The sequence below is a fragment of the Caballeronia sp. A2-2 genome (assembly GCF_057612605.2).
In genome coordinates this window covers 1,277,670-1,293,493 of record NZ_CM173618.1, presented here as the reverse complement: position 1 = coordinate 1,293,493, position 15,824 = coordinate 1,277,670, and the positions used below count along the sequence as shown (strand labels likewise).

Sequence of the window (15,824 nt, the reverse complement as noted above, 5' to 3'; positions counted from 1 at the left end):
ACGCCCTATTGCGGCCACTGCATCGTTAATCCAGACCAACCCTTTCCAGCCATCGTGCATGGGGTAAAAAGCTGCTTTCTTTGGTGACTTTCTTTGCAGCAGCAAAGAAAGTTACCCCCCCGCCGGGGAGGCGGCTACTGAATAAAAAGCCCAAAAACCAGCAGCCCCTTGCGCAACGGTCTGTTATGCGTGGAAGGTCCTATTGCGGCCACTGTATCGGTTAATCCAGACCAACCCTCTCCAGCCAGCGAGCATGGTGTAAAAAGCTGCTTTCTTTGGTGACTTTCTTTGCAGCAGCAAAGAAAGTTACCCCCCCCGCCGGGGAGGCGGCTACTGCAATAAAACCCCAAAAACCAGCAGCCCCTTGCGCGCAAGAACCGAGCACTGCCGCCTACACCGCGCGCCGAACATCACCCCGGCAACAACCCCGCCGCGCGGTATGTCGCAATCAACGAGTCATACACCCCGATGTCCCCACGACTCCGCGCCATAAGCTGCGCCCCCGCCACCGCCGCGAAAATAGCCCGCGCCCGCGCTTCCGCTTCCTTCGCAGCAACGAAACGCCCTTTGATGAGCATGCGCCTGAGCCACGCAACGTTCACATCCCCAAACGCCTGCACTTCCACTTTGACGAGATCCGGCAAATCATCGATTTCCGCCGCCATGAAACTGCACAGACAAATCCGGTTCTCGCTTTCAAGCGCACGGCGGAACGTCCCCGGATACGCATGCAAACACGCAGCCGCATCTTCCGACTCGACCCACATACTCTCCAGATGCGCACCCGCATCTTCCCAGTAACGCCTGGCGACCGCCGCCGCAAGATCGGCCTTGCTCGGGAAATGGTGATACACGCTCGCCGCCTTGATGCCGACTTCATCGGCGAGATCGCGGATATTCAATCCGCCATAACCGTGCGCCTGCGCAATCTTCGTAGCCGCCGCGAGCAATCTGTCGCTTGAATTCGTGCTGGTCTCGTTCTTCACGACGCGCATCCTCGATCAAATTCGGTGTTGACGTCTCGAATTATAGCGCCTATCGTTCACCCTAACGAACGTTAGGTAGGACTGGCCGCTTGCTTCTTCATGCGGCCGTTCGTTGCCACTCAACCGAATTTGAGGAACACACCATGACCGCCGAACTGACTCGCCTCGACGCGACCCGGCTTGCCGAACTGATCCGCACGCGCGAAGTGTCGCCCGTCGAAGTCGTGCAAGCCCATCTCGATCGAATCGATGCAGTCGATCCGAAAATCAACGCCATCGTCGCGCGTGCGGACGATGCGCTCATCGCCGCGAAATCCGCCGAAGCCGCCGTGATGTCGGGCGCGGAACTCGGCCCGCTGCATGGCGTGCCGTTCACCGTGAAAGATTCGATCGATACCGCAGGCGTGCTCACGCAACGCGGCTCGCCCATCTTTCGCGGCCGCATTCCGGATACCGATGCCACGAGCGTCGCGCGCCTAAAAAACGCAGGCGGCATCCTGCTCGCCAAGACGAATCTGCCCGAGTTCTCCTATTGGGTCGAGAGCGACAACTTGCTCAGCGGCCGCACGAATAACCCGTGGAATCTGGCGCGCACGCCGGGCGGTTCGAGCGGCGGGGAATCGGCGGCGATCGCGGCGGGCATGTCGCCGCTCGGGCTCGGCACGGACCTCGCCATTTCGGTGCGCGGGCCCGCTGCGATGACGGGTATCGTTTCGCTGAAGGCCACGCACGGACGCGTTCCGATGACCGGCATCTGGCCGCGCGTGCCGCGCCGCTTTTGGCATGTCGGGCCGATGGCGCGCTCCATCCGCGATCTCGCGCTGGCGTTCTCGCAACTCGCAGGACCGGACGGACACGATGCATTCGCGTCCATGGCCGCGCCCTTCGATAACGGCGTGGGCCGCGCGCCGTATCGTCAGCTTCGGGTGGGCTGGCTGGTCGAGCCGGGCTTCGGGCCGATCGATCGCGAAGTCGCGGCGACCGTCGAAGCCGCTGCCGCCGCGTTGAAGGACGCGGGATGTATCGTCGAGCCGGTGCGCATTCCCGCGCTGGAACGCGACTTCGCGCTGGACGTGTTCAGCCGCCTGCATGTGATGGAGATGAAGCCAGCCTTCGTCGAAGCCACCGAAGGCCGCAGCGACAACGAGCTGTACCTCATGGCGAAAACGATGCTCGGCTTACCCGATACATCGATGAAGGATTACATCGATGCGGAACACGCCGCCGAGCGCCTGCGCGATGGCTACGCCGAATACTTCAGCCGCTACGATGCGCTCATCACGCCCGTGGTGCCGATTACTGCGCATGAGCATGGCATCGGCAGTTACACGGTCAACGGTCAGACCGTCGATATCACGCATGTGATGGGCGCAACGGTGCCGCTGAACGTGACCGGCCTGCCCGGCTTGTCGATGCGCTTCGGCACCAGCAAGGATGGTCTGCCGATCAATGTGCAACTCGTGGGCAACTGGCTGGCGGAATCGACGATCCTGCATCTGGCGTCGCTGCTGGAATCGATGTCTCCCGTTCGCGATCTTCATCCTGCAATCTGAGCGCGCGAAGCGGAACGACGGCATCGCGCCGCCGTTCCGCTTCGTTCGGACTACCGATGCTTCACTGCTTCGTCGCTTGCCATTGAAGGACCGGATGCGTGACGCCCGCGGGCATCGCCCAGACGCCGCCTGAGCCGAATTCATATCCGCTGAAGCTGGATGGCTGACTCATCTGCGCCGTGGTGAGGCCATTGGCATTCGAGACAGGCGTGCCGGTGTTCGTGACGACTCCATTCGCCTGCTGCGTCGTTTGCTTGTTCCAATAGACGTTCGGCGCGATGCTCCCCTCGTTCGACACCGCGATGCCGGCAGTCTGCGCGCCCGCCGCGTTATCCGAGGTGACCGCGCCAGTCGCGAAGGACTCGCTGATGACGCCGCCCGGACCGTTTTCGTTCACGAGGCCGCCCGCGCGGAAAACGTTCGTGCCGCCGGGAACCGCCGTCACGGCTGCCGTGGAATACGACTGCGAGATCACGCCTGCGTTGTATTGGACGAGGCCGCCCGCCGCGTAGCCGGTCGCGCTGCCGGTCGAAAACGATTGCACGATGGTGCCAAAGTTCGAGACGACCAGACCGCCCGCGTAACCCGCCGTTCCTGCATCCGCGCTGCTGGAAGAACGTTCGATCAGCCCGAGATTGACGCCCACGAGACCGCCGGTTTCGTTGAAAGTCGGCCCGCCGACGTGACCGCTCGAATTCGCGTAAGCGATCGTGCCAAAGTTCTCGCCGGCGATCATGCCCATGGCCGTATCGATAGAAAGCGCGCTGGTGGCGGAGCCGGACACGTTGATGTCTCGCACTACGCCATTCTTGCCGACCACGCCGAACAGACCACCGAAGGCGCATCCACAGATCGGCGAGAGATAGCTGGTGACTGCATTGATGGTCAACGAATGACCGAAGCCATCGAACTGTCCGGTAAACGACGTCGCGTCCGTGCCGATCGGCGCCATCGGGCTTGCCGTGAAGTCCTGTCCGAGCGCGAAGTTACCCGACAAATTGCCGTACACCTTCTGCAAGTCCGCGGTGTTGTTCACGAGCTTGTAGCCCGTGATTTGCGTGACTTCGCCGCTGTACGGTTGCGCGCTCCATTGCGTGTTCGACAGCATCGTGCCCGGCGTGTAGCTGCCGGTCATGTCGTACAACGCGCTGACTAAGCCCGTGCTCTTCGACCAGTCGATCTTGCCGAGATTCACGACGCTCCCGCCATTGTCGATGCTGCCCGAATCCGCGCGCAGCACGAGATCGCCGCTGCTCGTATTGCTGATCGAACCCGTCTTCGCGATGCCCACATTGCGCCCCGCGCCAAGCGTCAACGTGGCGTCGCTGTTCCAGCCGATCGCGCCATTCAGCGCGACGCTCGACCCGCTGCCTTTCGATTCGAGATCCACCGATGTGCCTTTATTCAGGCTTGCCGACAATGCATTCGCCGTCGTCTGATCGATGGTGTAGCTCACCGGCACCGTGAAATTCCATTGGCCCGCCGTCACCGTCGAATCGCCGATGTTCAGCGTCGTGCCGCTCGAATCGACCGTGCCGCCGCTGCCGTCCGCATTCGTCGCCGTCACGCTGTCGTGGATTTGAACGTGGCCCTTGTCGGCGACGAGCCAGACGTGGCCATCGCGCGTGGCGGTGCCGGTTGCGCGGATCGCGGAGGTGTTTCCGGCCAGCGCGTAGACATTGCCATCCGCCGCCTGAAGATTCACTTGCGCCGCGTTGATCGCGCCTGCGTTCGATACCGTGCCGCCGCTGCCTGCCTGAACGAAAACTTGCTGACCGCTCGCGCTGTCCTGAAGCAAAACTTGCGAACCCGCCGCGAGTTCAGCCGTGCCCTTGGGCGCGCTGATCGTGCCTTGATTCGATACCGTCGAGCGCGCGATGAGGAACACATCGCCGCCGGTCGAACCAATCTTGCCCATGTTCACGACCGCGCCATTGCCGCCATTCGCAAACGTTAGCGCGCCGCCGCTCATGAAAGCCGCGTTGGTCGTATCGAGCGCAGACGCCACGAATCGCCCGCCCGTCGTCACCACGCCGCTCGTGCCGATCACCACGCCTTGCGGGTTGATGACATACACGCTGCCGGTCGCATTGAGCGCCCCGAGTATCGACGATGCCGCGCCGCCGCCCGTCACGCGATTGAGCGTCGCGCCGCTGCCGTTGTTGATGTTGACCGTCTTGCCCGCGCCGATGTCGAAGCTGTTCCACGTAATCACGCCACGCGTGGACGTTTGCCCGATGTCGACCGACTGCGCTCCGGTCGTAATCGCACCCGTACCCGCGACGAATGCGCCGCCCACGGGCAAAGGTTGCGCGGCATGAGCGCCGGCGCTTGCAAAACCAAGCGTCAACGGAACCAGCACGGCGAGCGGCCGCAGCGATAAAACCGAAAGGGATGAAAGCCGCGATTGCGGTTTGAAATGCGCCAGCACACTCGTAACGGAACTACGCTGCATAGGCCCTCCGGGCGATGTCGATCGTGTGTCGCTTTCTTTGTCCACCGATCGAGGGCATCCGCTACACATCAAAGCGGGATCATCGACGTACGAGCAGGCGCACGATGTTAGCACCTGCATAAGTCCGATGAGTGGGTGCTGAACTTTTATTTGCCCGCCGCTGGCGCAAGCCGGAATGACCGCTCCGCTTACTGCGGAACCACGCCGTAATACGTGTGGCATGTCTTGCTGCTGTCGAAGTCGGCCGCCAGTTCGAGCAGTTCGGAACCATCCACGGAAGGCAGCAGCGTGTCGGAATAGTTAGGACACGGATTGGAATAGGCGTCGGGAACCGGAACGGGCGCGGGCTCGACGGACCAGTTGCCCGCGCCATCGACCGATGAGTTCACGAACAAAAGCTGTCCGTTGCCGGGCGAAACCGTTCCATTCGCTTCGTATAGCACCTGACCGACAGCCAGCAACGCGCCGTTGCCGCCGCCCTTCGGCGTCCAGACACTCGACGGCGCATGCTCGAAATACTGCCCCGTCGATGACACGATCTTGCTGCCCAGGTCCGACGGCGTGCCGAAGTTCCAGCCATCGGTCGATGTTCGCGAATACGCGGCGCATTGTTGGGGCACGCCGCACACCTCGTAACTCATGAAGTAATGTCCGTTGGGCAACTTGCTGACGCGGGCCATGCCCGGCCGCGTGGCAGGAGTCGTGGCGGCGACCGTGTCGCGCATGTCCTGCCACGTCTTGCCGTCGTACGTGCGCATCTGGACCAGTTTCTGGCTGCAACAGGGATCGGTCTCGTCGGAGTAGAACATCACGAGCGCGCCATCGCTGGCGATGCTTAATTCGGGCTCCCATAAGCCGCCGGTTTTGCCCGCGCCGCGAATGGCCGGGGTGTGGTAATACGACCAGTTCGCGCCCTGATCCGTGCTGATATAAATTTCGATGGCGGGCGTCGTCCCCGAAAAATACGACCCCGCGCTCAGCAACGTGCCCGCCGGAAGCGCGCCGACCGCGACCGGCAGTTCGAAGAGCGTGGAGCAGCAGCGCTCGCTGTTGCCCGCCGCCGCCGCGACGCTGCCGAGCGGCGTAAAGGTCGCGCCGTTGTCCACGCTCTGAAAGACGCTGTGCGCGCTCAGACCTGCGCTCACGTCTGCGCCGACGCCCGTGCTCGCGATCAATTTGCCGTTGGAGGACGCCGGACCGTGGCTCAGCCGGATCACGCGGGGATACCAGCCGCTGCCGGCAATCGCGGTCTTGGCAACCGTGACGGGTTGAGCGGTTCCGGTGGCTTCGCCCGGGCCGAAAGAAACCGAACCGCCGCATGCGGCCATGACAGCGAACAGACAGGCCAATGCAACGAGGAAGATTCGCTTCACGATCATGCTTTCACCTCCTGTCATGAGCGATGCACGCTGAACTCAGCGTGCGGTCGCGTCGAAGGGAATCATTCGAGCACGGATGCGCGTGGCGAGAGCGTCATTGATCGCGGCTTTCGTGCCAGCTTCAGAGAGGTGCCGGTATGTCGTGAAGAAACGGCGCGATGTTGGTCATCGCGCGGGACACGTATTCGTCCTTTTCTCCGACCGGCGCGACGTAATGCATCGCGCTCCTGGCTTCCTCCACTCCGGCCAGACGCGCGATGATCCACGCCGCGAGATACTGCGACGCGAGACATCCGCCCGCCGTCGCCACATTGCCATTGACGAAGAACGGTTGATTCAACACTTCGACGCCCGCTTCCTGCACCCACGGCTTCGTCGTCAGGTCCGTGCAGGCCGGCACGCCAACAAGCAAGCCGAGTTTGGCGAGGATCAGCGTGCCCGAGCACTGCGCCGCGAGCAGTTGACGCGCCGGGTCAAACTGAAGCTGGCCGAGCAGCTCCGGATTAGCCACGACCTCGCGCGTCTTCATCCCGCTGCCGACGATCACCGCGTCCGCCTTGCCCGCCTCTTCAAGCGAAATATGCCGTTCGATGACTACGCCATTCATCGACCTTACATGCTGCGCCGGACTGGCGATCGAAACGCGCCAGCCTGCATGCTTGACCCGGTTGAGGATACCGAGCGCGATGAGCGAATCGAGTTCATTGAAACCGTCGAAGGTCAGGATGGCGATGTGCATGGCGTTCTTCGTTTTTCCGCGCTTGGATCGGGACAGCATAGCGGATGGAATGAAATCGCCGCAAACGTCAAATAGTTCGGCCCGAGCCTAAACTCCGCCCGTTTTAGTCCGATGACCAGATATGTCGCGGTCATCCGATCCGCGGCCGACAGCGCCAAAAGCGTTCGAACCGGGTCGAGGACATCATGGATATCAGTCAAATGGCGGCGCTTTACAGAGAGCTTCAGGCGCGGGCGGTGGCCGCGGAATTGTCGCGGAGGGATGCTGAAAGTGCTGGAGCGCTTCGCGCGGAGGCTTCGGGAATTGAAAAGATGCTCAAGGCTGCGGGGTATGATTTGAATTCGCTTGTGGTTTTGTAGGGGGCTTTTGTTGTTCTTGTCGTGCGAGGGGCTGCTGTTGTTTGTGCTTTTTATTCAGTAGCCGCCTCCCCGGCGGGGGGGTAACTTTCTTTGCTGCTGCAAAGAAAGTCACCAAAGAAAGCAGCTTTTTACCCCATGCACGATGGCTGGAAAGGGTTGGTCTGGATTAACGGGTGCAGTGGCCGCAATAGGACTTTCCACGCATAACGAGCCGCTTAGGCAACCTGGCGATTGCGCGCTCCAATCCCTAAGTCTTAGTGGACCGCATTCATCCTTTCGGCCATGCGCTGCGCGCGCCGAGAGAGTAAGAACGGAATCCCGCAGCGTATCGGCGCCCAGCCACCTCACGCTTCCCCGCTAGATTGCTATTCGGCCCTACCTTGGTTAGTGCTCCGACTAAAAGGTGACTCGCGTTGGTATGCACGCCTTGCCCAGAAGCGCTTACCAAGGTAGGGCCCAATGGGAGAGGTGCGATGCGGTGTGATGTGGCTGGGCGCCCATACGCTGCGGGATTCCGTTCTTACTCTCTCGGCGCGCGTAGCGCATGGCCGAAAGAATGAACGTGATCCACTAAGACTGAAGGATTCGAGCGCGAAATCGTTAGGTTGCCCACACGCTTAACGAAACGTAGGACGTCCTAACGCGGCCACTGCATCGTTAATTCAGACCACCCTTTCCAGCCAGCGTGCATGGGGGTAAAAGCTGCTTTCTTTGGTGACTTTCTTTGCAGCAGCAAAGAAAGTTACCCCCCCGCCGGGGAGGCGGCTACTGAATAAAAAGCACAAACACCAGCAGCCCCTTGCACGACACATAAACAGCAAACCTCACCCCCTCCCCATCATCGCCCCCCGCAGCATATCAATCAACCGCCTATCCTCCTCAATCCGCGCCTGCTCGAATGCAATCTGAGCCTGATTGCCCACCCGCTCGGCCCAGCGCTGCCGTTCCTGCGCGAAGATCACACGTTCATGCACCGCACGGATAGCGGGCCAAAGCGCTTCTTCTGAACGCGCCGCATAGCCCTCTTCGAGCGAGCGCTGCGTGAAGGCATGTCCCATGTGACACCGGTAACGCAGCGGCAGATCGTGGCGGATGCGCCAGAGCGTGCCGCCGCAGACGGGACACGTCAACGCCGAACGCTCGCCCAGATCGTCGAGTTCTTCGGGCGTGGCAAGACCATTGGCGGCAATACGCGCCTCCAAATCAAACATATCGAAGGGTTTGTGCGGCGTACTCTCCGAGGTCTGCGCCACGACCTCCCGCGTCGAATCGACGATGCAGCTCGCCAGATCGCGCGCCTCGCAGATCACGTCCGCCCCGCACGATTCGAGCGCCGCGCGCGGCATGCTCGGCGCTTCGCAATCGGCCGGGTCCTGCACGATCGCAAAGCCGCCGCGCGCGCGAATGGCAGCGAGCCCGGCCGCGCCATCATCGAGATCGCCGCTCAAGACCACGCCGACCACCCGAGGCCCGAACGCGACGGCAGCACTTCGAAACAACGGGTCCGCCGCCGGCCGCGAGAAATTCTCCTTCGCGCCATCGCTGAGCCAGGTGCGAGAACGATCGATCACGAGATGCCGGTCCGGCGGCGCGACGCGTATCGCGCCATATTCGACCGGCTCGCCGTCGCCCGCGTAACGCGCGCCGAGCGGTCCCCAGGCGGTGATCAGTTCGGGCAGAACGCTGCCGTGCCGCCCAATGTGCAGCACGACGAACACCGCCGCCGCGAGGTCCGCCGGCAAGCTCTCCGCGAGGCGCTTCAACACTTCGAAGCCACCGCGCGAAGCCGCGATAACGACGATATTCCTCGTTTCCATGATGCTCCCGAACGCCGCTCACGACTCACATCGCAACGACACGCGCGCTCATTGATCGATATCGCGCCGCGTCAGGGGCGCCCCCCGCTGCGCCACGGCCGCCTTTCCGCCCGGCCGCGCCGTGATGTCGATCAGCGTGAGCACCGCGCCGTCGATGCGATCGTCCGAAGTGCGATACGGCAAGAGCCGCATGAGATACCAGCGGCCATCGGAACTCTCCACTTCGCGCTCGATCAGCTTGAGCGATTCGAAGGCCATCTTCACGTCCTCGGCCAGCGACGAATACATCAGCGAGTGCGAAATATCGAACAGCGAACGGCCGATATCGACATCGATCAGCTTGAACACACGCGTCGCGCTGATCGTGAAACGCTTCACGCGAATCTGTTTGTCGACGAAAACCGTGGCGATCTCCGTCGAGGCAATGATGTTCTGCAGATCGTCGTTGGCTTTCGCGGAGTCTTCCACGCGCACCTGCAATTCGGTGTTGACCGTGGTCAGTTCCTCGTTCACCGACTGAAGCTCTTCCTTGCTGCTTTCGAGTTCCTCGGTCGCCGAACGCAGTTCTTCGTTGATCGCCTGCAATTCTTCGTTCGACGCCTTCAACTCCTCGACCGTGATTTCGTGCTGCTCGATGATCGTCATCAATTGCTCGCGCGCGTGCTGCAGTTCGCGTTCGAGTTGCACGAGCATCGGGTCCTGACCGCGGCCATCGGGCGAACCCTCGTCGGCCATGTGATCCTGAACCTTGTCGAACAGCACGAGGAAAAAGTCCGAGTTGACGCCCGCGTCGTGAAACGGCCGCACGGTCATGTTCACCCAGATCAGTTGCCCGTCGAGCGTGAGCTTCACGCGCCGCGCCTCGACGCTGCCGCCGGTCTGATGCGCGCGAAACAGCGTCGTGCGCAGGTCCAGCCGCAGTTCGGGCAACACCAGCGCCATGATGTTCGACGACAACTCGCCGCCGCCGTGCCGCAAAAACACGCCCGCGTTGGCCGACAGATGAACGATGTTCGAATCCCGATCCACCACGACGCTCGGCGGCGCGTATTCCTCCAGCACTCGCTGATGCAGCGCCGCGAACGAAAAGCCCCGCCGCTCCGGCGATTGCGGACCGGATGGCATGGGCATGGGCGTCATCGCGACGGACAATTCATCGCGCGTGCGGTTGTCGTTCACGCCGAGCGGCGGAAAAGAAACCGGCGAGCGGGCGCGATTCGGAATCGCGCGGGCGCGGTAGATGCGGCTTTTTTTATCGACGACCACGAACAGATCGTCGGCCGTGTCCGCGGATTCCGCCGTGCCGAGGAACAGATAACCGCCCCGGCGCAAAGCGAAGTGGAACAGTTCCAGCACTTGCCGCTGCACCGCGCGGTCGAGGTAGATCAGCACGTTGCGGCAGGAAATCAGATCGAGATGCGAGAACGGCGGATCGCGCAGGAGACTGTGCATGGCGAACAGAATGCGCTCGCGTACCGGCTTGATGATCTGATAGTGGTTGCCGTTCTTCTTGAAGTAGCGGCGCAACACTTCGCCCGGCATGTCTCCCGCGATGGAGCCGATATACGACCCCGCGCGCGCCTGCGAGATGGCCGGTTCGTCGATATCGGTCGCGAAAATCTGAAAGCCCGGCTCGGTCCCGAGCCCGTCACGGGCCTGCGCGAGCAGGATGGCGATGGTGTACGCCTCCTCGCCGGTCGAGCAGCCCGGCACCCAGATGCGCGCCTGCTTCTCGCCTCGCGACGAATCGCTCAAGGCCGGCACGACTTCGCGTTTCAACGCGTCGAAGGCCTCGCGGTCGCGGAAGAACTGCGTCACGCCGATCAGCATGTCGCCCAGGAGCGACGTGGTTTCCTCGGGATTGAGGCGCAGGAAATCGCGGTAGGCGGTGAGGTCGCGCACGCTGTTGACCTGCATGCGGCGCTCGATACGTCTTAGCACCGTCGCCAGCTTGTAATGCCGGAAGTCGTGTCCGGTGCGCACGCGCAGTTGCATCAGCACATCGCTGAGCGCGCGTTCGATGGCGACCACGCTGGGTGCCGGGTCCGTCACCGACCGCTCGCCATGCTCGGTAATCTGCAACGGCGTGCGCCTTGCATTGCGCCATAGTTCGAGCAACTTGTCCGGCATCTCGCTGGCGGGCAACACGAAGTCCACCTGCCGCGTCACGATCGCGTGTTGCGGCATCTCGGCGAACTCCGCATCTTCCGGTTTCTGCGCGAAGGTAATGCCGCCCATCTCCTTGATCCGATGCAAACCCGCCGCGCCGTCCGAGCCCGTTCCCGACATCACGACGCCGATCGAGCGCACGCCATGCGTCTGCGCCAGCGTGCCGAAGAAGTGATCGATGGTCGTCGGCACGCTGGAGCGCGCGCCGATCTTGGTGGCGTTCAGCAAGCCGTCCACAATCTCCAGACGCTTGCCGGGCGCGTTGATATAAACACGGCTCCTTTCGATGGCCGTGGTCTCGGCGACCTGACTCACGTGCATGCGGGTCACGCGTTGGATCACCTGATCCAGATGACTCATCTGATCCGGCGGAAGATGCATGATGACGACGAACGCCATGTCCATGTCGCCCGGCGCGTGCTCGAAGAAATTGAGCAGCGCGGGAATGCCGCCCGCGGATGCGCCCAGCCCTACCACGGCGAAAGGCAGCGGTTCGGGTCGCGTGGAATCGGCGTCCGCGATTTTCGGGTCCGTCATTGCGGGTGTTCTCCACCATTTTTATCGGAATGAAGCGCACGATTGTAGTGTATGCAATGCGTGCCGAACCTTGGCGTCCAGCGTTCGCGCTGTCGATTCGTGCAGCGAAACAATCGCCGTGCCCGTGGCTTGGATACGCGCCAATGGCCGCGTGTTCAGGACGTGACGCTTTCGCTGGCGTGCGTTGGAACGGAAGGCGTTTCTTCCATTTCGATGGTTGTCAGCGGGCCGTGCGCGCTGCGCAGACGCATGATGGTCTGCCGTGAGGTATGCAGATTCCGGGCGATGGCCGTGACTGACGACCCCGCGCCCAGCGCCTTCAGCGCCTGACGCTGCTGTTCGTCCGAAAGCGAGTTCGGACGTCCCTGCGCAACGCCGCGTTCGCGCGCCACGCTGGCCGCCGAACGCGCCCGGTGGCGGCGGGTGACGCGCTCGAGTTCGTCGGCGAGCTTGAGCCCGTGTACGAAACTCTGCCCGGCTTCCGAACACAGATCCACGTGTCCGCAAGCCAGACAAATGGCTGAAATGCGCCGCCGTTCCAGCACGTTGAGCGTGGCGACCACTTCCGCCACGCTGTTTCCGAAGGCCCAGAGCTTGGTGGTGACGAGCGTGTCGCCGGGCTGCAGGCGGCGAGACACGGCTTGAAAGGCATCGCGCAAGGCGACCGAAACCATGCAATCGCAATGCTCGACATAGACCGCGCTCATGTCGACGCAATATCCGGCCGAATCGATTTCGAACAGGTCACGCTCGTGGGTGGGCGTGTCGTCGCTTTCCTCGAAAACATAAACGAGCCGTGGCATGCGGGTGTTCCTTTCGGTTTGGTTCTTTCGTTTCGCTATGCAGCACAGGGAGATTCCGGTTTGTGCCCTCGCAGTATTGCACGGCGTGGAAAGGAGGTGTTTAGTACGCAATACACGAGTTACGGACAGGTGGTTGCCGTGTTTGGGATTTCGTACGGGTTGCATCGTGGGGGGTGTGTTTTTTGTTGTGCAAGGGGCTTCTTCTGGTTGTGCTTTTATTGCAGTAGCCGCCTCCCCGGCGGGGGGGTAACTTTCTTTGCTGCTGCAAAGAAAGTCACCAAAGAAAGCAGCTTTTACCCCTCCGCACGCTGGCTGGAAAGTGTTGGTCTGGATTAACGATGCAGTGGCCGCAATAGGATGTCCTTCGGTTGGTTTAGCGTGTGGGCAACCTCGCGATTACGCGCTCGAATCCTTTGGTCTTAGTGGACCGCATTCATTCTTTCGGCCATGCGCTGCGCGCGCCGAGAGCTTTAGAACGGAACCCCGCAGCCTATCAGCGCCCAGCCACCTCACACTTCCCCGCTAGATTGCTATTCGGCCCTACCTTGGTTAGCGCTCCGACTAAAAGGTGACTTGCGTTGGTGTGCGCGCGTTGCCGAGAAGCGCTTACCAAGGTAGGGCCCAATGGGAGAGGTGCGATGCGGTGTGATGTGACTGGGCGCTCATACGCTGCGGGATTCCGTTCTTACGTTCTCGGCGCGCGCAGCGCATGGCCGAAAGCATGAGTGCGATCCACTAAGACTCAAGGATTCGAGCACGAAATCGCTAGGTTGCCTAAGCGGCAAGTTATGCGTGGAAAGTCCTATTGCGGCCACTGCATCGGTTAATCCAGACCAACACTCTCCAGCCAGCGTGCATGGGGTAAAAAGCTGCTTTCTTTGGTGACTTTCTTTGCAGCAGCAAAAAAAGTTACCCCCCCGCCGGGGAGGCGGCTACTGCAATAAAGACACCAAAAACAGCAGCCCCTTGCACGATAAAAACCATCACCCCCCCCGAACATACCGCGCCAAAAACCGATCCAACTCCCCCGCAAACGCCTTCGCATCCCCTTGCGAATAAGGCGCCGGCCCACCCGTCTCAATCCCCGTACTCCGCAACTGATCCATCACATCCCGCATCGTCAGCCGCTCGCGGATATTTTCCCGATTGAACCAGTTCCCTCGTGGATCAAGCACCCGCGCCCCCTTATCAAGCGCCGCCGCAGCAAGCGGAATATCCGCCGTAACAACGAGATCACCGTTCTGAACCATCTCCACGATCCGCGCATCCGCCACATCAAATCCCGACGGCACCTGCACAGCCTTGATAAACGCCGACGGCGGCGTGCGCAGATACTGATTCGCCACCAGCGTGACGCAAACCTCCACTCGCCGCGCCGCACGAAACAGCATTTCCTTGACGACCACGGGGCAGGCGTCTGCATCGACGAGCACTTGCATAACAAAATGTCCGGTTGAGTTTCTAATCCGTCATCTTACTGCCTTCAAATCACGCTAAAGAATCGCCCGCGTTTCGCCGTCAAAGCGTCAATAGATGATGAGGCGCATGATGCAAGTTCGCTCCCCTTTCCAGATTTGTCTGCCTGCCGCGATCTTCGCGCTCGCGGCGGTCGTTTCCATCCCGACTTTCATTTTCGCGCTAACGTGGCTGATGATCGGCCTGTGCTCGATCGGCTATCTCACGCTCGACGATCTCCCCACCGCCGGCATTCCGCGCAAATGGCGTCGCGGTCCGCTAAGCATCGTCGTGTGGATCTACCATCTCGCGTGGTGGCCGTGGCATATGCGCATCGAACTGCGCGCGGTAGCCGCACAACTCGGCCGCGTGATCGGAAAAAAGCCGGACGCTTAATTCGCCGGATCGGCTTCGACCAGATAAGGCGGCAACGGCTCGGCCAGATGCGACTGCACCTGATGCCAATGCTCGATCCAGAACGCGCACGATTCCTTGAGATGCCGCCTCAACGTCTGCGCCGCACGCTCGTGCTTGTTCTTCAATAAAAGTTCGAGCACTTCGAGATGCTGATGCAGGCTCTCGTACACATGCGTTTCCGGCTCGTCGATATACGAATGCACGCGATGCGGATTCGACACCAGCAGCAAATGCGTGCGTTCCAGCACCCGCAGCAATTCGGCATTCGGACACGCCGCGAGCAGCCGCACATGCAGATCGTTTTCCAGATCGATATGCGTGTGACTGCCGAGCGTGGGGACATCGGTGAGGGCATCGCGGAGCTTGTCGCGGGCTAGTCGCACGACGTCAACCGGCGTCGCTTGAGCTGACTGCACCAGCGCTTCCGGCTCGATCAGCCAGCGCAATTCATATAGCGCGCGAATCCGCGCCGAGGTAATACGTTCGGCGACCCATCGCCCTTGCCGGTCCTTATCGACCACACCACTGCTGTGCAAACGCGCCAACGCATCGCGCGCGACGGTGCGGCTTACATCAAAATGCTCGGCCACGCGATCCTCGGTGATCCGCAACGAGCGATACACCACCGCCACGCAAATCTCGCGCTCCAGTTCTGCGTGAACCTGCTTCCAGCGCGGCGACGATTCCAGACTGATCTCGCCGATGGTCGCGATCTCGCCGTCATGTCCATTGCCGCGCCGCCCGACCACCACATACCCGCGCCCGTCCGCCTCGCGCACGGTCTTGTCGATGCACAACGCCTGCAACGCACGCCGCGCAGGCGAACGGCTCACCGCGAACGCGCGCGCCACATGTGCTTCGAGCAAACGCTCGCCGGGACGGATGCGGCCATCCCGGATCATGTCCTTGATCATCGTGTAGACGCGTTCCTGCATGGGCGCGTGATCGTCGTTACGCGGAGTGCTGGGCTTCGTGCTCATGTCTGGCATGGGTTCGTTTCTCGATCCGTGTTCCGTGCTTAAAGGAGAGCTCAAAGAACCTTCAGGGAAACCACGGATTGGGGTCAACTGTACATCGTGTACATTGTTCATCGTACATCGTATGCAAAAGACAGTCACGTTCTCACTTACACCTAAGACGGCTTGCCAGAGCGGT

Annotated in this window: 12 protein-coding genes; 3 read left to right on the top strand and 9 right to left on the bottom strand. The window is 61.5% G+C overall.

Features of this window, described 5'->3' with window-relative positions; translation table 11 throughout:
* Positions 1-410: 410 nt before the first annotated feature.
* Positions 411-986 carry a TetR/AcrR family transcriptional regulator gene (locus ACZCWR_RS29595; RefSeq protein WP_487305223.1) on the bottom strand — a complete coding sequence of 192 codons (576 nt, stop codon included), beginning with the start codon at positions 984-986 and terminating at the stop codon, positions 411-413.
* Between the two features lie 143 nt (positions 987-1,129).
* On the opposite strand from ACZCWR_RS29595, the gene ACZCWR_RS29590 reads away from it, so the two are divergent.
* Positions 1,130-2,539 (top strand): amidase, encoded by a 1,410-nt coding sequence (locus ACZCWR_RS29590; protein WP_487305222.1) that lies wholly within the window; start codon positions 1,130-1,132, stop codon positions 2,537-2,539.
* A gap of 61 nt (positions 2,540-2,600) precedes the next feature.
* Here the strand turns inward: ACZCWR_RS29590 and ACZCWR_RS29585 are convergent, their stop codons facing one another.
* The 3 genes from ACZCWR_RS29585 to ACZCWR_RS29575 form a co-directional block, all read right to left on the bottom strand.
* Positions 2,601-4,994 carry a beta strand repeat-containing protein gene (locus ACZCWR_RS29585; RefSeq protein WP_487305221.1) on the bottom strand — a complete coding sequence of 798 codons (2,394 nt, stop codon included), beginning with the start codon at positions 4,992-4,994 and terminating at the stop codon, positions 2,601-2,603.
* Positions 4,995-5,182: 188 nt separating this feature from the next.
* Positions 5,183-6,373, bottom strand: a complete 1,191-nt coding sequence (locus ACZCWR_RS29580) for a sialidase family protein (RefSeq protein WP_487305220.1) — start codon at positions 6,371-6,373, stop codon at positions 5,183-5,185.
* A 121-nt stretch (positions 6,374-6,494) separates the two neighbouring features.
* Positions 6,495-7,112 carry a DJ-1/PfpI family protein gene (locus tag ACZCWR_RS29575; protein ID WP_487305219.1) on the bottom strand — a complete coding sequence of 206 codons (618 nt, stop codon included), beginning with the start codon at positions 7,110-7,112 and terminating at the stop codon, positions 6,495-6,497.
* A gap of 185 nt (positions 7,113-7,297) precedes the next feature.
* Between ACZCWR_RS29575 and ACZCWR_RS29570 the strand changes: the two genes are divergently transcribed.
* Positions 7,298-7,471: a hypothetical protein gene (locus ACZCWR_RS29570; RefSeq protein ID WP_487305218.1), complete on the top strand. Its 174-nt coding sequence runs from the start codon at positions 7,298-7,300 to the stop codon at positions 7,469-7,471.
* A gap of 824 nt (positions 7,472-8,295) precedes the next feature.
* Here the strand turns inward: ACZCWR_RS29570 and ACZCWR_RS29565 are convergent.
* The 4 genes from ACZCWR_RS29565 to ACZCWR_RS29550 form a co-directional block, all read right to left on the bottom strand.
* Positions 8,296-9,288, bottom strand: a complete 993-nt coding sequence (locus tag ACZCWR_RS29565; RefSeq protein ID WP_487305217.1) for a chemotaxis protein CheB — start codon at positions 9,286-9,288, stop codon at positions 8,296-8,298.
* 48 nt (positions 9,289-9,336) lie between these two features.
* A complete protein-coding gene (locus ACZCWR_RS29560; protein ID WP_488876506.1) occupies positions 9,337-11,994 on the bottom strand; it encodes a CheR family methyltransferase in 2,658 nt (885 codons plus the stop codon).
* 155 nt (positions 11,995-12,149) lie between these two features.
* Complete coding sequence (locus ACZCWR_RS29555) at positions 12,150-12,797, bottom strand: recombinase family protein (protein WP_487305216.1); 648 nt, start codon at positions 12,795-12,797, stop codon at positions 12,150-12,152.
* Between the two features lie 983 nt (positions 12,798-13,780).
* The gene (locus ACZCWR_RS29550; protein ID WP_487305215.1) at positions 13,781-14,236 is read right to left on the bottom strand and encodes a YaiI/YqxD family protein; all 456 of its coding nucleotides are present in this window, start codon (positions 14,234-14,236) and stop codon (positions 13,781-13,783) included.
* A gap of 106 nt (positions 14,237-14,342) precedes the next feature.
* Between ACZCWR_RS29550 and ACZCWR_RS29545 the strand changes: the two genes are divergently transcribed.
* Positions 14,343-14,648 (top strand): hypothetical protein, encoded by a 306-nt coding sequence (locus ACZCWR_RS29545; RefSeq protein WP_487305214.1) that lies wholly within the window; start codon positions 14,343-14,345, stop codon positions 14,646-14,648.
* On the opposite strand, the gene ACZCWR_RS29540 is transcribed toward ACZCWR_RS29545, so the two are convergent.
* Entirely contained in the window at positions 14,645-15,649 is a 1,005-nt protein-coding gene (locus tag ACZCWR_RS29540; RefSeq protein ID WP_487305213.1) for a GntR family transcriptional regulator, read from the bottom strand. The two genes, ACZCWR_RS29545 and ACZCWR_RS29540, sit on opposite strands and share 4 nt — an antisense overlap.
* Positions 15,650-15,824: the final 175 nt, after the last annotated feature.